The sequence below is a fragment of the Rhodoluna sp. genome (assembly GCF_024639375.1).
In the GTDB taxonomy this organism is placed as follows: domain Bacteria; phylum Actinomycetota; class Actinomycetes; order Actinomycetales; family Microbacteriaceae; genus Rhodoluna.
Map to the genome: position 1 here is coordinate 1 of NZ_JAHEIM010000014.1, position 19,301 is coordinate 19,301.

General features: G+C 52.8%; 20 protein-coding genes. 17 read left to right on the forward strand and 3 right to left on the reverse strand.

What is annotated here, in order from left to right; genetic code table 11:
• The 4 genes from Q0L28_RS05815 to Q0L28_RS05830 all read left to right on the forward strand — a co-directional run.
• Positions 1-2,060 (forward strand): polyribonucleotide nucleotidyltransferase (locus Q0L28_RS05815; protein ID WP_296632860.1); only part of this gene is annotated, 2,060 nt, incomplete at its 5' end.
• Positions 2,060-3,394, forward strand: coding sequence for a pitrilysin family protein (locus Q0L28_RS05820; RefSeq protein ID WP_296632862.1), 1,335 nt, complete (start codon positions 2,060-2,062; stop codon positions 3,392-3,394). The genes Q0L28_RS05815 and Q0L28_RS05820, both read left to right, overlap by 1 nt.
• Before the next feature lie 9 nt (positions 3,395-3,403).
• Positions 3,404-4,147 carry a 4-hydroxy-tetrahydrodipicolinate reductase gene (dapB, locus tag Q0L28_RS05825; protein ID WP_296632864.1) on the forward strand — a complete coding sequence of 248 codons (744 nt, stop codon included), beginning with the start codon at positions 3,404-3,406 and terminating at the stop codon, positions 4,145-4,147.
• On the forward strand, positions 4,148-4,591 hold the full coding sequence (locus Q0L28_RS05830) for a hypothetical protein (RefSeq protein WP_296632866.1): 444 nt from the start codon (positions 4,148-4,150) through the stop codon (positions 4,589-4,591).
• Between the two features lie 23 nt (positions 4,592-4,614).
• Here the strand turns inward: Q0L28_RS05830 and Q0L28_RS05835 are convergent, their stop codons facing one another.
• Positions 4,615-5,079 (reverse strand): DUF4395 domain-containing protein, encoded by a 465-nt coding sequence (locus tag Q0L28_RS05835; RefSeq protein WP_296632868.1) that lies wholly within the window; start codon positions 5,077-5,079, stop codon positions 4,615-4,617.
• Entirely contained in the window at positions 5,079-5,522 is a 444-nt protein-coding gene (locus Q0L28_RS05840) for a thioredoxin family protein (protein WP_296632871.1), read from the reverse strand. Before Q0L28_RS05840 ends, Q0L28_RS05835 begins: the two co-directional genes overlap by 1 nt.
• A gap of 80 nt (positions 5,523-5,602) precedes the next feature.
• Here Q0L28_RS05840 and thyX point away from each other — a divergent pair, with 80 nt between their 5' ends.
• From thyX to dapF, 13 genes are all read left to right on the forward strand, one after another.
• Positions 5,603-6,337 (forward strand): FAD-dependent thymidylate synthase, encoded by a 735-nt coding sequence (gene thyX, locus Q0L28_RS05845; RefSeq protein ID WP_296632872.1) that lies wholly within the window; start codon positions 5,603-5,605, stop codon positions 6,335-6,337.
• Between the two features lie 23 nt (positions 6,338-6,360).
• Entirely contained in the window at positions 6,361-7,332 is a 972-nt protein-coding gene (gene dapA, locus Q0L28_RS05850; protein ID WP_296632874.1) for a 4-hydroxy-tetrahydrodipicolinate synthase, read from the forward strand.
• Between the two features lie 9 nt (positions 7,333-7,341).
• The gene (locus Q0L28_RS05855) at positions 7,342-9,018 is read left to right on the forward strand and encodes a ribonuclease J (protein ID WP_296632877.1); all 1,677 of its coding nucleotides are present in this window, start codon (positions 7,342-7,344) and stop codon (positions 9,016-9,018) included.
• 50 nt (positions 9,019-9,068) lie between these two features.
• Positions 9,069-11,786 (forward strand): DNA translocase FtsK, encoded by a 2,718-nt coding sequence (locus tag Q0L28_RS05860; RefSeq protein ID WP_296632878.1) that lies wholly within the window; start codon positions 9,069-9,071, stop codon positions 11,784-11,786.
• On the forward strand, positions 11,786-12,355 hold the full coding sequence (pgsA, locus tag Q0L28_RS05865; RefSeq protein ID WP_296632881.1) for a CDP-diacylglycerol--glycerol-3-phosphate 3-phosphatidyltransferase: 570 nt from the start codon (positions 11,786-11,788) through the stop codon (positions 12,353-12,355). Before Q0L28_RS05860 ends, pgsA begins: the two co-directional genes overlap by 1 nt.
• Before the next feature lie 4 nt (positions 12,356-12,359).
• Positions 12,360-12,851 (forward strand): CinA family protein, encoded by a 492-nt coding sequence (locus Q0L28_RS05870; RefSeq protein WP_296632883.1) that lies wholly within the window; start codon positions 12,360-12,362, stop codon positions 12,849-12,851.
• Between the two features lie 81 nt (positions 12,852-12,932).
• Entirely contained in the window at positions 12,933-13,277 is a 345-nt protein-coding gene (locus tag Q0L28_RS05875; RefSeq protein WP_296632886.1) for a helix-turn-helix transcriptional regulator, read from the forward strand.
• Between the two features lie 9 nt (positions 13,278-13,286).
• On the forward strand, positions 13,287-13,517 hold the full coding sequence (locus tag Q0L28_RS05880) for a DUF3046 domain-containing protein (protein ID WP_296632888.1): 231 nt from the start codon (positions 13,287-13,289) through the stop codon (positions 13,515-13,517).
• Between the two features lie 182 nt (positions 13,518-13,699).
• A complete protein-coding gene (gene recA, locus Q0L28_RS05885) occupies positions 13,700-14,806 on the forward strand; it encodes a recombinase RecA (RefSeq protein ID WP_296632890.1) in 1,107 nt (368 codons plus the stop codon).
• On the forward strand, positions 14,806-15,294 hold the full coding sequence (locus tag Q0L28_RS05890) for a regulatory protein RecX (protein WP_296632892.1): 489 nt from the start codon (positions 14,806-14,808) through the stop codon (positions 15,292-15,294). Before recA ends, Q0L28_RS05890 begins: the two co-directional genes overlap by 1 nt.
• Positions 15,295-15,322: 28 nt before the next feature.
• On the forward strand, positions 15,323-16,810 hold the full coding sequence (gene miaB, locus Q0L28_RS05895) for a tRNA (N6-isopentenyl adenosine(37)-C2)-methylthiotransferase MiaB (RefSeq protein ID WP_296632895.1): 1,488 nt from the start codon (positions 15,323-15,325) through the stop codon (positions 16,808-16,810).
• On the forward strand, positions 16,810-17,739 hold the full coding sequence (miaA, locus tag Q0L28_RS05900; protein WP_296632898.1) for a tRNA (adenosine(37)-N6)-dimethylallyltransferase MiaA: 930 nt from the start codon (positions 16,810-16,812) through the stop codon (positions 17,737-17,739). Before miaB ends, miaA begins: the two co-directional genes overlap by 1 nt.
• A 9-nt stretch (positions 17,740-17,748) precedes the next feature.
• Positions 17,749-18,651 (forward strand): diaminopimelate epimerase, encoded by a 903-nt coding sequence (dapF, locus tag Q0L28_RS05905; RefSeq protein ID WP_296632900.1) that lies wholly within the window; start codon positions 17,749-17,751, stop codon positions 18,649-18,651.
• On the opposite strand, the gene Q0L28_RS05910 is transcribed toward dapF, so the two are convergent.
• Positions 18,648-19,262 (reverse strand): methyltransferase, encoded by a 615-nt coding sequence (locus tag Q0L28_RS05910; protein WP_296632902.1) that lies wholly within the window; start codon positions 19,260-19,262, stop codon positions 18,648-18,650. The genes dapF and Q0L28_RS05910 overlap by 4 nt on opposite strands.
• Between the last annotated feature and the right edge of the window lie 39 nt (positions 19,263-19,301).

Sequence of the window (19,301 nt, forward strand, 5' to 3'; positions counted from 1 at the left end):
AGCCAAAAGACCAGTTCGACTTCTTCCCACTAACCATCGACGTTGAAGAGCGCATGTATGCGGCAGGCCGCATCCCAGGCAGCTTCTTCCGTCGTGAAGGTCGCCCATCAACCGAGGCAATTCTTGCTTGTCGTTTGATCGACCGCCCATTGCGCCCGTCATTCGTTGATGGTCTTCGCAACGAAATTCAGGTTGTAGTTACCGTTTGGGCAATTGAGCCTGACGAAATGTATGACGTAGTTGCAATTAACGCAGCTTCAATGTCAACCCAGCTTGCAGGCTTGCCATTCTCTGGCCCAATCGGTGGTGTGCGTGTTGCACTTATCGACGGTCAGTGGGTTGGTTTCCCTAAGCACTCACAGCTAGAGCGCGCAGTGTTCAACATGGTTGTTGCTGGTCGCGTAATCGTTGAGAACGGCGTCGAAGACGTTGCCATCATGATGGTTGAAGCAGAAGCTTCAGAAAACTCAATGGACCTAATCGCAGCTGGTGCCAAGGCTCCATCTGAAGAAGTTGTTTCAGAAGGTCTTGAGGCTGCAAAGCCGTTCATCAAGGCATTGGTTAAGGCTCAGGCCGACCTTGCTGCAGTTGCTGCAAAGCCAACTGCTGACTACCCAACCTTCTTGCCTTACACCGATGAAGTTTTCGCTGCAGTTGAATCAGCTGCTGGTGCAGAACTTGCCAAGGTTTACCAGATTGCCGACAAGGTCGCTCGCCAGGATGCTGACGACGCACTCAAGGCAACTACCAAAGAGAAGATGGAAGCAACGCTTTCAGAAGAGCAGATGGCTCAGTTCTCAGCTGCTTATAAGTCAGTGACTAAGAAAATCATGCGTACCCGCGTTCTTAAAGAAGGCATCCGCATTGATGGTCGCGGTCTTCGCGACATTCGCACACTTGATGCAGAGGTTGCAGTTATTCCTCGCGTTCACGGTTCAGCAATCTTCCAGCGCGGTGAGACTCAGATCTTGGGTATCACCACCTTGAACATGTTGAAGATGGAACAGCAGATTGACTCACTGAGCCCAGTGACTTCAAAGCGCTACATGCACAACTACAACTTCCCGCCTTACTCAACTGGTGAAGTTGGTCGCGTTGGCACTCCAAAGCGTCGCGAAATTGGTCACGGTGCTCTTGCAGAGCGTGCGTTGGTTCCAGTTCTTCCAAAGCGTGAAGACTTCCCATACGCAATTCGTCAGGTATCTGAGGCTCTTGGTTCAAACGGTTCAACCTCAATGGGTTCTGTTTGTGCTTCGACTCTTGCATTGCTAAACGCTGGTGTGCCACTGCGCGCACCGGTTGCCGGCATCGCGATGGGACTAATCTCAGATACCGTTGATGGCAAGATTCAGTACGCAGCAATCACCGACATCTTGGGTGCAGAAGACGCACTTGGCGATATGGACTTCAAGGTTGCCGGTACTCGCGACTTCATCACTGCGATTCAGCTAGACACCAAGCTTGACGGTATTCCTGCATCAGTTCTTGCTGGCGCACTTACCCAGGCTAAGGAAGCACGTCTAACCATTCTTGACGTGATGGCTCAGTCAATCTCAGAGCCAGATGAAATGGCTCCGACTGCGCCACGCGTTATCGCTGTGAAGATTCCAGTTGACAAGATCGGTGAGGTGATTGGCCCTAAGGGCAAGATGATCAACCAGATTCAAGAAGAGACTGGCGCTGACATTTCGATTGAAGACGATGGCACCGTTTACATTGGTGCAACCGATGGCCCTTCAGCTGAGGCTGCAAAGGCTGCGGTTAACGCAATTGCCAACCCACACGTTCCTGAAATTGGCGAGCGTTTCTTGGGCACAGTTGTGAAGCTAGCCACCTTTGGTGCGTTTGTTTCGCTAACCCCTGGCAAAGACGGTCTGCTTCACATCTCTGAGCTAAAGAAGATGGCTGGCAAGCGCGTTGAAAACGTTGAAGACGTTCTTGAGGTTGGCCAGCGTCTTCAGGTTGAAATCACCAAGATTGACGACCGAGGCAAGCTTTCACTTGCACCGGTTGTTGAAGGTGAAGAGGGCGCAGTCTCTGACAACTCAGACGAAGATTAATGTCAGAAATTCTGTTTCCACTCGACCAGAGTGACCTGTCGTTCACTGCTTCGGGAGGTAGTTCGGTTCGCCGAACTATCCTTCCGAGCGGTGTTCGCGTTTTAACCGAGCACATGCCGGGCGCGCAAAGCGTTTCAATTTCGTTCTCGGTTGCAGTTGGTTCGCGCGATGAAACCAACGGCCACTTTGGCTCAACCCACTTTCTTGAGCACCTGCTGTTCAAGGGCACCAAAACTCGCAGCGCACTAGACATCGCAGTTGCGTTTGACTCGGTTGGTGGCTCATCTAACGCCTCAACCGGCAAAGAGCACACCAGCTATTACGCACGCGTTCAAGACAAGTCCTTGCCGCTTGCTGTTGATGTAATCGGTGACATGCTCACCTCGTCACTCATTGACGCAAAAGAATTTGAAAACGAGCGCACCGTAATTCTTGAAGAACTCGCCATGAATGACGATGACCCTCAGGATGTTGCGCACGAAGCGTTTGCTCAGGCAGTGCTAGGCGATCACCCGTTGGGTCGACCAATTGGCGGCACCAACGAAACCATCAGCGCTGTCACTCGTGATGCCGTTTGGGAGCACTACCAAAATAACTACCGCCCACAGGATTTGGTGATCGTTGCAGCCGGTGGAGTTGAGCACAACCAACTAATTTCCTTGGTTGAAAAGGCTCTGTTAAAAGCCGGTTGGAATCTTGACGCAACCGCCATGCCGGTAGAGCGTCGCATTTTGCAGCAGGCTGCAATCAGTCGCGGCAGCGCACTAAATGTAATTCACCGTCCAATTCAGCAAGCCAACGTTTTGGTTGGCATGCAGGGTTTGGTTGCCGATGATGAACGTCGTTATGTAATGGGCATTCTCAACACCGTTCTAGGTGGCGGAATGAGCTCGCGAATGTTTCAAGAAATTCGTGAAAAGCGCGGACTCGCTTACTCGGTTTACTCTTTCAACCAGGGTTATTCAGATGGTGCTTACTTTGGTCTGTATGCAGGTTGCTCACCGGCAAAGACTAAAGAAGTCACACGTTTGATGATTGAAGAGCTACAGAAGATTGCCAATGATGGCATTCGCGAAGACGAATTAGTTTTGGCTAAGGGCAACATCTCGGGCAGCTTGGCGTTGAAGTACGAGAGCACAATGGCTCGCATGAACCGCCTAATTAGTGCTGAAATTGTCAACGGCGAATTCTTTGACCTCGATGAGTCGCTAATGCACATCGACCGCGTTTCTTTGGATGACATTCAGAAGCTGGCTGCGGATATTGCCGGTCGCGAGCGTTCGATTGTTGCCGTCGGTGACGTCACCGAAGCAGTTTTCGAAGACTTTCTCTAAGATTTCAACATGACCATCAAAGTAGCCGTAGTCGGCGCCACCGGAAGAATGGGCAAGTTAGCGCTTGACCTAATCGATGCTTCGCAGCACACCACCCTGCACGCCGCGCTTGATTCAAAGAGTGAGCTATCGCAGGTTTTGGGCGCCGACGTGGTTTTTGATGTCACCAAGTTTGAAGTTAGCCAACGCGTGGTTGAGTTTGCGATCGAAAACGACTTGCGCATTGTGGTTGGCACCAGCGGATGGTCGGCGCAACAACTTGATGCGCTAAAGCCAAAGCTAGATGCGCATCCAAAGGCTGCCGTAGTAGTTATTCCAAACTTTTCTATCGGTTCCATGTTGGCCAGTTCTTTTGCAGCACAGGCAGCGAAATTCTTCGACTCAATCGAAATCGTTGAAGCACACCATGCCGGCAAAATCGATTCACCTTCAGGCACTGCAGTGCGCACCGCCGAGATGATTGCCGCAGCTCGCGAAGGCTTGACGCAGCCAATCATCCCGGGTGTTGGGCAAGAAGCTCGTGGCCAGGTTGTGGCTGGCGTGCCAGTGCACAGTCTTCGTTTGTCAGGTGTCTCAGCAAAGCAAGACATTTACTTTGGTGGCAACAGTGAAGTGCTCACTGTGAGTCATTCGGTGGATTCAATCAATGCTTATACGCACGGCATCATGCTCACCTTGCGCGTTGCCGCAGAAAGCACCGGCTTGCTGGTGGGTCTTCAGTCGGTAGTCGACGCTTCGGTCACCAAGGCTTAAATGACACCAGCAAAAATCGGCGCCATCGTGATGTCGGCGCTTTTGATCATGTATGTTGCTTTACTCGGCAACACCGCAATTATTTTGCTCACCGATGATGCACCAGTTGCAAAAGCCATGGGTGCACTGCTTACCGCGTTTCCGGTTTTGGCGGCTTGGCTCATCTTTGCCGAGTTGCGATTCGGTTTGCAGTTAGAAAAATTGCAGCGACGCGTTGAGGCAGAAAACGCATGGCCACATTTTGATTTTGAATTGCGTCCGAGTGGTCGCCCGGTGCGAGCTTCGGCAGACGCAGTGTTTGCTCAATATAGCCAGATCGCTGAGAGCCAACCCGATGATTGGCATAACTGGTTCAACCTCGGATTGGCCTATGACGCCTGTGGTGATCGTCGCCGTGCTCGTGCAGCCATGAGAAAAGCAATCGCGCTAGCTTCGAAAAACTAGCGCGACAGCAAAAACAAAAGGGCTTACTTGCGAATGATTCCAATTCGCTGGAAGCCTAGGTACATCTGGCATCCCAAGCAGAAATTAAACGCGGCGTTCAAGAATGCTGCGATGAAGGCGGCAGCGGCGGCGATTGTCACTGCAAATGGCACAGCAAAGATCGCCAGCACCAGACCCACAGTCACAACAAAGAGACCAACTGCCTGAGCAAACTGTGGTGGGCGAGGGTCTTCGAGCTCTTTCGGTGCTGCCAAACGCGGGCGCACAAACTTCTTAAAGATCAAACCGTATGGGTGCTTTGAGTTTCCAAAGATGGCACCAATCGCAAACAGCAACCAGATGGCAACAAATAATCCGGTGGCAGCCGAAAGGGTAGCGGCATCAAGCGCCAAGAAAATTGTGATTAGCAACAGGGTCGAGGTGATCACAGCGCCGAAGCGCGGGCCACGAGGGTCAATCTGAGCAGGGGTTTTGGTTGCGGTTGTCATTAGATAGAGAAACTTCCTAGTTCGTCGGCAATGGTTTGAGGGCGGGCAACGCCACCAATTCTTGAAGTCACGCGACCGCGCTTATCAAGAACCAAGGTGGTTGGGGTTTGCATGATGTGAAACTTTTTGGCTAGCTCCATGCGGTGTGTGATGTCTACCTCAATGTGCAGCACATCCGGGGTGGTTTGCTCAAGCTCGTGAAATAGTCGAGCGGTTTGGCGACATTGGCTGCAGATCTCGGTTGAGAACTGTAAGAAAGTCACCTTGCTGCCGAATGAGGTCACCGGCTGGCCATCTTTGGTGGCGCCAATTTCGGCCAGGTCAATCACTTCGCCTGAGCTCACCAATTTGGCCCGACCGGTGCGAGCGCGCCAGATTAGACCCGCGGCGGTTGCTAGGGCAATCACACCGAAAATCAGGGCTAGGCGCAGTTCAAGAGACATGACAAATAGGTTAACTCCCGCGAACCGCGCAGGCATCCGCATTTCCAAGTGTTACATGCCCAGCCGACTAGGCTGTAGGGGTGTCAGACATCATTTTTCGCAGCGACGTTACCGTCGAACTAGTTCGTTCAAGCGCTTCAGACTCAGACGTTCTGTTTGCCGCCCGTGTTTCAACTCAGGGTGAGCAAACCCTTGAGGCAGCAGCGGCTCACGTTGACGCGTCAGAAGATGAAAAGAAGTCAAAGGGTCTAATCAACTACTTGATGCGCGACCGTCACGGTTCTCCGTTTGAGCACAACTCAATGACTTTCTATGTTCAGGCGCCCATTTTCGTTTTCCGCGAGTTCATGCGTCACCGCATTGCCAGCTACAACGAAGAATCAGGTCGCTACAAGCAACTTGACCCGGTTTTCTATGTTCCTGGTTCAGACCGCAACCTAATTCAGGTTGGCAAGGCTGGTCACTACGAATTTTTGCCTGGCACTGCCGAGCAGACTGCTTTGGTTGAGCAAGAGACTCGCACCACTTCGCAGCAAGCCTATGAGTCATACCAGCGCATGCTTGAGGCCGGCGTTGCTCGTGAAGTTGCCCGCATTGTGTTGCCTCTAAATATCTACTCGAGCATGTATGTCACCATGAACTCTCGCGCTCTTATGAATTTCTTGAGCCTGCGCACCAAGCGCGAAGGCACTCACTTCCCGTCATTCCCTCAGCGCGAAATTGAAATGTGCGCCGAGAAGATGGAAGAGTTCTGGGCTGAACTTATGCCTTATACCTATGATGCATTCAACCAGAACGGCCGAGTTGCCCCATAAGGCAACCCACTAGTCTTAATCCCATGTCTAAGAACCTATTTGGCCAAGTACTCGTTGCCCTTGTAACCCCAATGACCGCCGACGGCGAAGTCGATTGGGCTGCAACCGAGAAGCACATCGACTACGTCATTTCAAATGGCGCAGATGGCGTTGTGGTTACTGGCACAACAGGCGAGACCAGCACCCTTACCGACGCTGAGAAAATCAAATTGGTTGAAGTGGGCAAGTCAGTTTCTGGCGGCCGCGCCAAAATCATCACCGGTGGTGGCTCAAACGAAACCGCTCACGCTATGCAGCTTTACAAGGCTTCTGAAAAAGCAGGTGCCGACGGCGTAATGATCGTCACCCCTTATTACAACAAGCCAACTCAGGCTGGTGTGCTAACCCACTTCCGCATGATCGCCGACGCAACCGACTTGCCAGTGATTCTTTATGACATCCCAGGCCGTGCCGGCATCGCAATTGCACACGACACCTTTGTTCGCGCGGCTAAGCACCCGAACATCCTGGCGGTTAAAGATGCCAAGGGTGATTTGGCTCAGGCTTCTCGAATCATGAACGAAACCGGATTGCTCTATTTCTCTGGCGACGACTCAAACGTTCTGCCGCACCTATCAATTGGTGCAACCGGTTTGATTGGCGTGACTGCAAACGTTGCACCTGCCGCCTACCGCGCAATGGTTGATGCAACCAACCGCAATGACTTTCACGAGGCACTTCGCGTTCACAACTCACTCGAAGCTTTGCAGCGTGCACTAATGACCATCGTTCCAGGCACCGTAGCAAGCAAGTATGTGCTGCATGCATTAGGACTAATCTCCAGCCCTCGCGTTCGCCTTCCATTGGTTGGCCCAGAAGACGCAGAAGCTGCCCGCATTGAGCAAGGAATCGACGCCGTTGGCGACATTGTTGGCTTGAGCTTTGAGAACTTCCGCCCAGACCGAAACGCAGCCGCCGGTGGCGCACTGCCAAAGGTGGCTGGCACTACTCGCTAGGAGAACCGTATGGTTCAAACGCTTCCACAACCGGCACTACTTCGCGCCGGAGTTCTAAGAATTATTCCGCTTGGTGGCATTGGCGAAATCGGTCGAAACATGACCGTGTTTGAAATCGACAAGAAAATTTTGATTGTCGACTGTGGCGTGCTGTTTCCTGAAGAACACCAGCCGGGTGTCGACGTCATTCTTCCTGACTTCGGATACCTGCGTGATCGACTAGACGACATCATCGGCATCGTGCTTACCCACGGTCACGAAGACCACATCGGCGGCGTGCCTTATTTGCTGCGCATGAAGAATGACATTCCTTTGATTGGTTCTGCGTTAACCCTCGCGTTTGTTGAAGCCAAGCTCAAAGAGCACCGCATCACTCCGTTCAGCATGGTGGTTGCCGAAGGCCGCAAAGAAAAACTTGCTGGTTTCAATCTTGAATTCATCGCAGTAAACCACTCGATTCCAGATGCTCTTGCGGTTGTTATTCGAACCACTGCTGGCACCGTGTTGCACACCGGTGACTTCAAAATGGACCAACTGCCTTTGGATGGTCGCCTAACCGACCTTCGCGCGTTTGCTCGCGTTGGCGAAGAGGGCCTTGACCTTTTCATGAGCGACTCAACCAACGCCGACGTGCCTGGTTTCACTCCGCTTGAAAAAGACATCGGCCCAGTAATCGAAAACGTAATCTCGCGTTCGAAGCGCAAAGTGGTGGTCGCGTCGTTCTCTAGCCACGTGCACCGCGTTCAGCAGGTGGTTGACGCAGCAGTTGCAAACGATCGCAAGGTTGCCTTGGTTGGTCGCTCAATGGTGCGCAACATGGAGATCGCCAGCGAGATGGGTTACCTAAAAGCAACCCCGGATATGTTCGTTGACCTCAAGCAGGCCGCTAACATGCCTGAAGACAAAGTGGTTTACATGTCTACCGGTTCACAGGGTGAGCCAATGGCTGTCCTTGCCCGCATGGCAAATCTTGAACACGACATCGAAATTGGCGACGGCGACACTGTCATCTTGGCCAGCTCACTTATCCCGGGTAATGAAAACGCGGTTTATCGAGTGATTGACGGTCTTACCAAGCTTGGTGCCAACGTGGTTCACAAGGGCAACGCCAAGGTGCACGTTTCGGGCCACGCAGCTGCCGGTGAATTGCTCTACTGCTACAACATCTTGAAGCCAAAGAACGTGATGCCGGTGCACGGTGAATACCGTCACCTAATTGCCAACGGAAAGCTTGCTGAACAAACCGGAGTGCCGCACGAACGCGTTTTGATTACCGAAGACGGTTGGGTCGTTGACCTTGAAAACGGCATCGCCGAAGTTGTTGGCGCGGTTGAATGTGGCTTGCTTTATGTCGATGGCAAAACCGTAGGCAAAATTACTGAGGATGACCTGAAGGATCGCCGCGTATTGGCATCCGAGGGGTTTATTTCGATTTTCTGCGTGGTCGACGAAAACGGCAGGGTAGTGGTTGGGCCAGAAATTCGTGCCCGAGCTTTTGCCGAAGAGGATCACGTGTTTGACGATGTGAAGCCTCAGATTGAACGCGCCTTGGCCCAAGCCGTGAGCGAAGGTGTCAAAGACACCTACGGGCTGCAGCAGGTTATTCGTCGCACTATTGGAACCTGGGTAAACCGAGCTCACCGCCGCCGCCCGATGATCATTCCGGTGGTTATTCGCGAGCACTAGCTCGGCCGAGCCTAACCAGTTCTGGCTTAGGTGGCTGTTAGTTTTGTCGCATGGCTGCGCGCAAACCAACCTCTCGCAAGCCCGCGCCGCGGGCTACAAGTTCGCGCCCTTCTGCAAAAAAGCCTTCAGCACCTCGCGCACGCGCAAACACGGCCAAGGCACCGGCTGCCAAAAATAATGTTTTCGGCTCTTTGCTCGTTGCCATCTACATGGCTTTCGCGCACATTGTTGGCGCTGGCGCTCGTGCCCTAAGCCCAGAAAAGATGAGCCCAGAAGATCGTCGCGATGGACTGCCGTTCTTTATCTTCTTGCTCTCCATCTCCGGTGCAATCGTCAACTGGTTCTTCTTCAAAAACCCGATGGCTCAAACTTTCAATCAGTGGACGTTTGGCTTGCTTTTCGGCTTGGTTTCATACGCGTTGCCAGTGGTGATGTTGATTTTTGCCATCTACCTAATGCGTCACCCGTCAACCATTCGCGACAACGGCCGAATTGGCATCGGGCTTTTTCTCTTCATCATTTCAATCAGTGGATTTTTCCAGGCCCTAAGCCCAACGCCGCAGCCTGAACCGGCGAGCGATGCAGCCGGGCTTTACAAGGCCGGCGGCTTGTTCGGCTGGTTGATCTCAGTTGCTTTCTTGAAGACCATCACCGTTTGGGGAACCATCCCGGTGCTAGTGCTTTTTGCTATCGGTTCGCTGCTGATTATGACCAAGACTGCACCAACTCGCATTGGTGAACGCCTTCGCGATCTTTCGCTCTACCTGTTTGGCGAAGCTGCAGAGCGCAAGGCTGCCGAAGAAGCCGAAGCTGAAGACGACGAAATTCTCGATGCTTTTGACGGAACCAAGGTGCCATGGTGGCGTCGCGGTAAGGCCAGCGATGAGCAGGCCTTCGACAGCGCAATCGTTGAGGGCAATTCTTTGTTTGAAGCCGATGGCGATGACTTGGATGTTTTGTTCAACGATCCAATTCCAACCGAGGTGCCTTCGGTTGATTCAATGGACAAGACTCAACCAATTCAGATTCCGGCAGCTGCACCAACCGCAGCACCGGCTGCGGCCAGCGCGCCAGTTATCCCGGCGGCACCAAAGGCCCAGCGCCCTTACCTAATGCCACCGCTGGCAATCTTGGCCCCTGGCACAACGCCAAAGGCAAAGTCTGCAGCTAACGATCAAATCGTTGCCGCCATCACCAGTGTGTTCAAAGAGTTTGGTGTTGAAGCGGCCGTGGTTGGTTTCTCTCGTGGCCCAACGGTCACCCGCTACGAGGTTGAACTTGCACCGGGTGTAAAGGTTGAGGCCGTCACCCGTTTGGCAAGCAACATTTCATACGCGGTGGCCAGCAATGAAGTACGCATCCTTGCACCGATTCCAGGCAAGTCGCTTATCGGTATTGAAATTCCAAACACCGACCGCGAAATTGTTTCGCTTGGTGATGTGCTTCGCTCAGAGGTTGCAGCCAAGAGTCTGCACCCACTAACCATCGGCATCGGCAAAGACGTTGAGGGTGGCTTCGTAATCGCCAACCTTGCGAAGATGCCGCACCTTTTGGTTGCCGGTGCAACCGGTGCCGGTAAGTCGAGTTTCGTCAACTCGATGATCACCTCAATTTTGATGCGCGCCAAGCCTGCCGAAGTTCGCATGGTTTTGATTGACCCAAAGCGCGTGGAGCTTGCCGCGTACCAAGGCGTTCCACACTTGATCACTCCGATTATTACCAATGCTAAAAAAGCTGCCGAGGCATTGCAGTGGGTAGTAAAAGAAATGGACATGCGTTACGACGACTTGGCCAGCTTTGGTTTCAAGCACATCGATGATTTCAACCGCGCAGTTGTTGCCGGTGAAGTAAAAGTTCCTGAGGGCTCACAGCGCAAGTTGCAGCCTTACCCATACTTGCTGGTTGTTGTTGACGAGCTTGCCGACCTAATGATTGTTGCGCCTCGCGACGTTGAAGATTCAATCGTGCGCATCACTCAGTTGGCGCGTGCCTCGGGTATTCACCTGGTGCTTGCTACTCAGCGCCCATCCGTAGATGTTGTCACCGGTTTGATCAAAGCCAACGTGCCTAGTCGCCTAGCCTTCTCGGTTACCTCGGTCACCGACTCGCGTGTGATCTTGGATCAGCCGGGTGCCGAAAAACTTATTGGTCAGGGTGACGCGCTGTTTTCACCGATGGGCACCAACAAGCCAATGCGTGTGCAGGGTGCCTGGTTGGCCGAAAGTGAATTGCACAAGATTGTTGATCACGTGAAGGCTCAGATGGAGCCGGACTATCGTTCGGATGTTGACGAACCGGTTGCTAAAAAGAACATGGTTGATGCCGACATCGGTGATGACCTAGATGTGCTTTTGCAAGCCGCCGAACTAATCATCAGTTCACAGTTTGGTTCCACTTCGATGTTGCAGCGCAAGTTGCGTGTTGGTTTCGCCAAGGCTGGTCGCTTGATGGACTTGCTTGAGTCTCGCGAAATTGTTGGCCCCAGTGAAGGTTCAAAAGCCCGCGATGTTTTGGTGAAGCCCGAAGACCTGCCGGTAATTTTGGCGCAGTTGCGCGGCGAGCCGGGTTCTCAGGCTTCGGCTCCGGTGCAGCAGGCCGCGGCAGTTATCGATGCCGGCCACGAAGCAACCAGCAATCTTGCCGCCGGTGACTTTGAGGATTTCATTCCGCGCGAAAACGTTGACCGCTCAGTCATCAGCGGTGGCAACGGTTTCGGTGACGACGAAGATGGCGACGAAGACGCCTGGAAACTGACCGGTCGCCAGTAATGACTAACTCACAAACCAACAGCCCTTGGAACTTGCCAAACGCAATTACCACCGCACGAATTTTGCTGGTTCCTTATTTCATCTGGTTGCTATTCCAGCCGGTGGGTGAATTTCAAATCACGCGTTGGATCGCAACCGCGGTTTTTGTTTTGGGAATTTCAACTGACAGCCTCGATGGTGCAATTGCTCGTCGTCGCGGGCTCATCACAAACCTTGGCAAAATCCTTGACCCAATTGCAGACAAAGCTTTGATTGGTGGCGCACTGGTTGCGCTTTCGGTTTTGAACGAAGTGCCTTGGTGGGCGACTGCCGCCATCCTGGTTCGCGAACTCGGCATCACCGCCTATCGCTTCGCTGTAATTCGCAAACGTGTAGTTGCAGCATCTGGCGGCGGCAAACTAAAGACCATTCTGCAGAGCATCACGGTTGGTGCGCTCATGTCGCCGTTCGATTCACTCTTGCCAGCTTGGTATGGCTACATCGAAGCAACTCTCTTGGTGCTCACCGTTGCGCTCACTTTGTATACCGGTTTGCAATACCTAGTCGCAGCTTCAAAAGCGAAAGATTAAAACTATGGATGCCGCCGGCCTAATTGCCTCACTGCAAAAAGCGGGTCTCAAATTGGCAATTGCCGAATCGCTCACCGGTGGATTGCTTTCATCTGCTTTCGTATCTGTGCCGGGTGCTTCAAATGTTTTGCTCGGCACAATCGTTGCCTATCAAACCTCGCTGAAGCATGAGCTGCTCGGCGTAGCCTCGGGGCTGCTAGAAAACCAAGGAGCCGTCGACCCTGAGGTTGCGGCCCAAATGGCCGGGGGAGTTCGCGCCAAACTGGCTAGCAAAACCGGCACCGACGAATCTGCGGTAATTGGCGTGGCAACCACCGGCGTGGCTGGTCCCGATGCTCAGGATGGCATTGCGGTTGGAACCGTTTATATCGCGATTTCAGGCCCTAAGGTGGGCGAGGTGGTTTATGCCCATCAGTTTGAAGGCAGTCGCGACGAGATCAGAATTGCCACGGTAAATGCAGCAATTAGTCATCTTGTGGAAGCATATTGCGATTGAAACTGTTCACCTTACTTGCAGGTAACTGTCAGTCAGATTGGTTATGCTAACTGCAACTAAAGGCAATCGAAGGGGGCCCAAATGCTAGTTCGTCAAGAACTCGGCGACGTGCTTCGTGACTTCCGTCAGCAAAAGCGCCGCACCCTGCGTCAGGTTGCCAGCCGTGCCAGCGTTGCTCTTGGCTACCTAAGCGAAGTAGAACGTGGCCAAAAAGAAGCATCTTCAGAGATTCTGGCCTCAGTGGCAGAGGCTTTGGATGTTCCGGTTTCGGTGATCATGCGCGAAGTAGCAGATCGCCTAGAGCTTTCTGAGGCTGCCCAAATTCCAGACACAATTCCTGCCGATTTCGAGGCCCAGTTCGGCCAGCCGACATCCCCAGCAATTATTGGTTTTCAGCCTGCGCAGTCACTAACCACAACCCGCTAAAGTCGGGCTGTGCGCCTTAGTCAATTCACCCAACTCATGCACGATGAGTTCACGCCCGAATATGCCCAGGTCATCACTCGCGATCTGGTGTTGGGCGAGCTAGGCGACCGCACGGCCGAGCGGGCACTGGCCGATGGCGAAGATCCCAAGGATATTTGGTTGGCAATTTGCCACGCCGAGGGAGTGCCCAAAGAGCGCAGGAATGGCAAGCGGGCGCCAAAGAAGCAAAGAGCAGACTGAACAAACCAACGAACACTCGACACGCCGATAGATATTTCTATCGAAATTTTGTTCGAACGGTGTTAGGTTATTGGCAACAGGTAGTTGAGGCAGTTATCAACAACTTGTGTGACCGGGGGTCCAACGTGGACAGCCTCGAATATGGTCAGCAATAACTAGAGATTCAGAAAGCAGAGGAACAAATGCCATCTCCGTCAGAACGCGAAAAAGCACTAGACACCGCATTGGCTCAGATTGATCGTCAATTTGGCAAGGGCTCAGTTATGCGCCTTGGTTCAGATGAGCGCGCACCAGTTGAAGTAATCCAAACCGGTTCAATTGCTCTGGATGTAGCTCTAGGTATTGGCGGCCTGCCTAAGGGCCGCATCATCGAGGTTTACGGTCCTGAATCTTCAGGTAAGACCACAGTTGCTCTTCACGCTATTGCTAATGCTCAGCGCAATGGCGGCATCGCAGCGTTTATCGATGCCGAGCACGCGCTTGACCCTGAATATGCAAAAGCCTTGGGCGTAGACACCGACGCACTTTTGGTTAGCCAACCAGACACCGGTGAACAGGCACTAGAAATCGCAGACATGCTGATTCGCTCTGGCTCAATCGACATCATCGTTATCGACTCGGTTGCGGCACTTGTGCCGCGTGCCGAAATCGAAGGTGAAATGGGTGACTCGCACGTTGGTCTGCAGGCTCGTTTGATGTCGCAGGCGCTTCGCAAGCTAACCGGTGCGCTTAACAACACCGGCACCACAATGATCTTCATCAACCAGCTTCGCGAAAAGATTGGTGTGTTCTTTGGTAGCCCAGAGACCACAGCCGGCGGTAAGGCACTTAAGTTCTACGCGTCAGTTCGTCTAGACATCCGCCGCATCGAAACTTTGAAAGATGGCACCGAGGCTGTGGGTAACCGCACCCGCGTGAAGGTTGTCAAAAACAAGATGGCAGCGCCATTCAAGCAAGCTGAATTCGACATCATCTACGGTGTTGGCATCTCACGCGAGGGCAGCTTGATTGACTTTGGCGTCGAGCACGAAATCGTCAAGAAGTCTGGAGCTTGGTACACCTACGAAGGCGAACAGCTTGGCCAGGGCAAAGAGAACTCTCGCAATTTCTTGATTGCCAACCCAGCAATCGCCGACGAAATCGAAAAGAAGATCAAGACCAAGCTAGGCATCGGTGTTCCACGTGCCGTGGCAGATCTTCCTGCCGACGAAGCTGAAGTTGAAGCGCCGGTAGCCGCCAAGGCAACGGCTGCCGAGAAGGCTGCACCTGCAAAGGCCGCTAACGCCTAATGAGCGATTCAGAGAAGCTGGCGCAGCGAGCCCGAAATGTCTTGCTGCACCAGCTTTCTCGTTCGGCAAAGTCATCGGCGCAATTGCGCACAATCCTTGAAAAGCGAGAAATACCGGCCGAGATCGCCGAAGAGGCAATCGAACGCTTCACCGAAGTTGGCCTCATTGACGATCAAGCATTCGCCGAAATGCTGGTTTCGAGTCGCCGAAACATCAAAGGGTTGTCAAAATCTGCCATCAAGCGTGAACTCAACGAAAAAGGTGTGGCTCAGGGTTTCGTGGAGCAGGCGCTATCGGCAATCACTGCTGAAGACGAGCTGAATGCGGCCCAGCAGCTGGCAGTCAAGCGCTATCGCCAAATGCTTAATCTCACCAAAGAGGTGCGTGAACGTCGCCTAGCGGGCTACCTGCAGCGCAAGGGCTATTCATCAGGCGTGGTATTTCCGGCTATTCGCTTTGCCGAGGTTCAAATCTCGCAAGAGCAATAGCAACTCCCAAAGGTAAAATGGTCTTCTTATGACCAACACCCAAACCATGCCGCGCAGCTATGAGGTTCGCACCTACGGCTGTGCCATGAACGTTCACGATTCAGAGCGTCTGACTGGTTTGCTCGAAGGTGCCGGTTATGTGGCTGGCGAAGCTGGCAACTCAGATGTGGTGGTTTTCAACACCTGTGCAGTTCGTGAGAACGCCGACAACAAGCTCTACGGTAACTTGGGCATGCTGGGCGAAAAGAAGCGAGAAAACCCAGACCTTCAGATTGCTGTTGGTGGTTGCCTGGCGCAAAAAGACCGCGACCTCATCATCAAGAAGGCACCTTGGGTTGACGTAGTTTTTGGCACTCACAACATTGGGTCCTTGCCAGCGCTACTAGAGCGTGCCCGCCACAACAACGAGGCTCAAATTGAAATTCTTGAAGCGCTAGAAACTTTCCCAAGCGACTTGCCAACCAAGCGTGACTCCACTTATGCGGGCTTGGTTTCAATTTCGGTTGGCTGCAACAACACTTGCACCTTTTGCATCGTTCCAAGCCTGCGTGGCAAAGAGCGCGATCGTCGCCCAGGTGAAATTCTTGCTGAGATTCAGGCTTTGGTTGCCGATGGCGTAGTTGAGATCACATTGATCGGTCAAAACGTAAACACCTACGGTGTTGAATTCGGCGACAAAGGCGCATTCGCAAAATTGCTACGAGCCTGTGGCGAAATTGAGGGCCTTGAGCGAGTGCGTTTCACCAGCCCGCACCCTGCCGCCTTCACCGATGACGTGATTCACGCCATGGCAGAAACGCACAACGTGATGCCTTTGCTGCACATGCCGCTGCAGTCAGGTAGTGATCGAATTCTCAAGGCGATGAAGCGCAGCTACCGCAGTGAAAAGTTCTTGGGCATTCTTGATCGCGCCCGCAAGGCAATCCCGGGTCTGGCAATCAGCACCGACATCATCGTTGGATTCCCAGGCGAAACAGAGGAGGATTTTCAAGACACCTTGCGCGTGATGAGTGAGGGTGAATTTTCAGTTGCCTACACATACCAATACTCGATTCGCCCTGGCACTCCGGCTGCCGAATATGCAGATCAGATTCCCAAAGAGATTGTTCAAGATCGCTACGAGCGCCTCATGGTGCTGGCCAACGAAATTGCCTGGCAGCAAAATAAAAAACAGATCGGCAGCATTGTTGAAGTTCTGGTTGCCAATGAGGGTCGCAAAGATGGCGCAACCAACCGCATGAGTGGCCGCACCCGTGACAATCGCCTTGCTCACTTTGAGATTCCGGCTGGCGAACCCGCGCCTCGACCAGGTGACCTTGTGAATGTTTTGGTAACCGATGCGGCGCCGTATCACTTGCTTGCCGACGACACCAGCGCCTACTCAATGCGACGCACTCGTGCGGGTGATGCTTGGGATGCTGCCGATGCTGCAAGCTGTGCAGTGCCAACTACTGACGGGCCCAAAGGGGCAGTCTCGCTCGGCCTACCTACACTGCGAACCAAATCTGCTAACTGATGACCAAACTGATTGCAGTGGTCGGTCCAACCGGTGCCGGCAAATCAGACCTTGGTCTCGACATTGCCAACCAGATAATCAGCGCCGGTGGCAAAGCTGAAATTCTAAACAGCGACTCCATGCAGTTTTATCGCGGCATGAATATCGGCACGGCTAAATTGCCTCTTGCCGAGCGCCGTGGCATTGAACACCATCTGCTCGACTGGCTCGAAATTACTGACGAATCAACTGCCGCCGAATACCAGCAAGTTGCCCGACCAAAAATCGAAGAGTTGCAGGCAAAGGGAGTGACCCCAATTTTGGTTGGTGGTTCGATGCTTTATGTTGCAGCCGTGCTAAACCTTTTTGAATTTCCAGAGCGCGATGCGGATTTGCGCCAGGAGCTAGAAACTCAACTTGAAGAACTTGGTCCGCACGAGATGCACCGCAAACTAAAAGAATTAGACCCAATCGCTGCTAGCAGAATCATTCCTGAGAACGGCCGGCGCACAGTGCGAGCAATCGAAATCATTACCCTCACGGGTGAACCTTTCGCTGCCGCATTGCCAGAAGTGCCTGAAGACTGGCAGCCGGTTTTTGAAATTGGGATCAACGGGCCGCGTGAAGATTTGGTGGCACGTCTCGAACAGCGTGTGCACAAAATGTGGCGACAGGGTTTGCTCGACGAAGTGCGCGAACTTGAGCCGCTTGGTATCCGAAGCGGCAAGACATCGAGCCGGGCAATTGGTTACGCTCAGGCGCTTGCGCAACTCGATGGTGAAATTACCCAGGATGAAGCAATCGCCGATACCGTGCGACTAACCCAGAAGTACGCTCGTCGCCAAATGTCTTGGTTTCGCCGCGATCAACGAATCAGTTGGCTTGATTATCAAGACCCAAAGCACAAGCAAAAGGCGTCAACGCTGGTTGCAAACTGGCTTGGCATTTAGGCTTTGGTTATGACCAACTTGATCTCATTCACAAAGGGCCACGGAACCGGAAACGATTTCGTGTTGATTCTTGACCCAAAGGGTGAGATTGCGCTGACCACCGAGCAGATTGCCAAAATCTGTGATCGTCACTTTGGAATTGGTGCTGACGGTTTCATCCGAGTGATCAAGTCAGAAAATCACGTTGACGGGCAGCGCATTTTGGCCGAAGAGCCATCCGCAGTTTGGTTCATGGATTATTACAACGCCGATGGCACCACCGCAGAAATGTGTGGCAATGGAACTCGAGTTTTTGCTCGTTATCTAACTGAGCGAGGGCTTGTTGAGCTTGCCGATGGCGAAACGCTTTCGATTGGCACCCGCGCTGGGGTCAAAGACCTGCAGCGCAATATGTCTGGTTTTGCCGTCGACATCGGTCGCTGGAAGCTAGACGGTGGCGAGGTCTTAATTCACAGCGATGGCTTGGATGTGGCGCGGCCGGGAGTTGGCATCAACGTTGGCAACCCACACTTTGTAGTTGCTTTGGCTTCGTCAAAAGAATTAGCTGGGCTAGAACTTTATGAGGCGCCAGGCATTGAACCGCATCCAGAAAACGGAGCAAACGTTGAGTTTGTTGTTCCGGCAGAGCCAATGGTTAAAGACGGTGTGGGCTATTTCAATATGCGCGTTTATGAACGCGGTGTTGGCGAGACACTTTCTTGTGGCACTGGCATTTGCGCCGCAGCGCTGGCTACTCGCCACTGGGCGGGTGCTGGTGCTCCAAACATTTGGCAAGTTCGAGTGCCGGGTGGAGTGCTGGGCGTTCGCATGTTTGCAACCGAAGACGGCGAACACGTTGGTCTTAGTGGCCCAGCCGAATTGGTTTACGACGGTCAAATTGATTTGGCTAATTTGAAGTCGGTTGTTCGCTAACTATTTTTGTTTCGAACGCGAAGCACTCGAAATTGCTTTGCTGTGTCAACGCGAATAGTTGAAAACTCGGTCGGCAATTCAGCTTCTAGCCAACGGTGCAACGAATCGGCACCGAGGTTCTTTTGAACCACTAAGTATGCGTCTGCACTCACGCGCAAACGCGGCAACCAGGTGAGCAAGATTTCGTGCAGCACATCCTTGCCAACTCGAATCGGTGGGTTTGACCAAATGCCGGTGAATTCAATGTCTTCAGGAACTTCATCTGGTTTGCAGGTTTTCACATTTTTCAAACCAAGTCGAGCGGCATTAGCTGCAGTGAGTTCAAGTGAACGTTCATTAACATCAATCGCCCAAACTGTTGCTTTTGGGCTATGAGCCGCGAGTGAAAGTGCAATCGGACCCCAGCCACATCCGATGTCAAGAATATTGCCACTTGGTGGCGCTTCTTCGAGATGCGCCAATAGAACTTGGGTGCCCATGTCGATGTGATCAGGGCTAAAGATTCCCCCAGCAGTGGTTACAAGAACCTGCTGCCCATTAATCTCAACGGAGATTTCTTTGGCTTTGAATTCTGTGCCGGGAGTTTCGGAAAAGTAGTGTTCCGCAGGCATAGCGCCACCTTATTACAGATAAGCAAACTAGTGTTACTT

Excerpts from the sequence above, each read along its gene's own strand:
- Q0L28_RS05820 (WP_296632862.1), top strand. The coding sequence starts at position 2,060 with ATGTCAGAAATTCTGTTTCCACTCGACCAGAGTGACCTGTCGTTCACT.
- dapB (WP_296632864.1), top strand. The coding sequence starts at position 3,404 with ATGACCATCAAAGTAGCCGTAGTCGGCGCCACCGGAAGAATGGGCAAG.
- Q0L28_RS05830 (WP_296632866.1), top strand. The coding sequence starts at position 4,148 with ATGACACCAGCAAAAATCGGCGCCATCGTGATGTCGGCGCTTTTGATC.
- Q0L28_RS05835 (WP_296632868.1), bottom strand. The coding sequence starts at position 5,079 with ATGACAACCGCAACCAAAACCCCTGCTCAGATTGACCCTCGTGGCCCG.
- Q0L28_RS05840 (WP_296632871.1), bottom strand. The coding sequence starts at position 5,522 with ATGTCTCTTGAACTGCGCCTAGCCCTGATTTTCGGTGTGATTGCCCTA.
- dapA (WP_296632874.1), top strand. The coding sequence starts at position 6,361 with ATGTCTAAGAACCTATTTGGCCAAGTACTCGTTGCCCTTGTAACCCCA.
- Q0L28_RS05855 (WP_296632877.1), top strand. The coding sequence starts at position 7,342 with ATGGTTCAAACGCTTCCACAACCGGCACTACTTCGCGCCGGAGTTCTA.
- Q0L28_RS05860 (WP_296632878.1), top strand. The coding sequence starts at position 9,069 with ATGGCTGCGCGCAAACCAACCTCTCGCAAGCCCGCGCCGCGGGCTACA.
- pgsA (WP_296632881.1), top strand. The coding sequence starts at position 11,786 with ATGACTAACTCACAAACCAACAGCCCTTGGAACTTGCCAAACGCAATT.
- Q0L28_RS05870 (WP_296632883.1), top strand. The coding sequence starts at position 12,360 with ATGGATGCCGCCGGCCTAATTGCCTCACTGCAAAAAGCGGGTCTCAAA.
- Q0L28_RS05875 (WP_296632886.1), top strand. The coding sequence starts at position 12,933 with ATGCTAGTTCGTCAAGAACTCGGCGACGTGCTTCGTGACTTCCGTCAG.
- recA (WP_296632890.1), top strand. The coding sequence starts at position 13,700 with ATGCCATCTCCGTCAGAACGCGAAAAAGCACTAGACACCGCATTGGCT.
- Q0L28_RS05890 (WP_296632892.1), top strand. The coding sequence starts at position 14,806 with ATGAGCGATTCAGAGAAGCTGGCGCAGCGAGCCCGAAATGTCTTGCTG.
- miaB (WP_296632895.1), top strand. The coding sequence starts at position 15,323 with ATGACCAACACCCAAACCATGCCGCGCAGCTATGAGGTTCGCACCTAC.
- miaA (WP_296632898.1), top strand. The coding sequence starts at position 16,810 with ATGACCAAACTGATTGCAGTGGTCGGTCCAACCGGTGCCGGCAAATCA.
- dapF (WP_296632900.1), top strand. The coding sequence starts at position 17,749 with ATGACCAACTTGATCTCATTCACAAAGGGCCACGGAACCGGAAACGAT.
- Q0L28_RS05910 (WP_296632902.1), bottom strand. The coding sequence starts at position 19,262 with ATGCCTGCGGAACACTACTTTTCCGAAACTCCCGGCACAGAATTCAAA.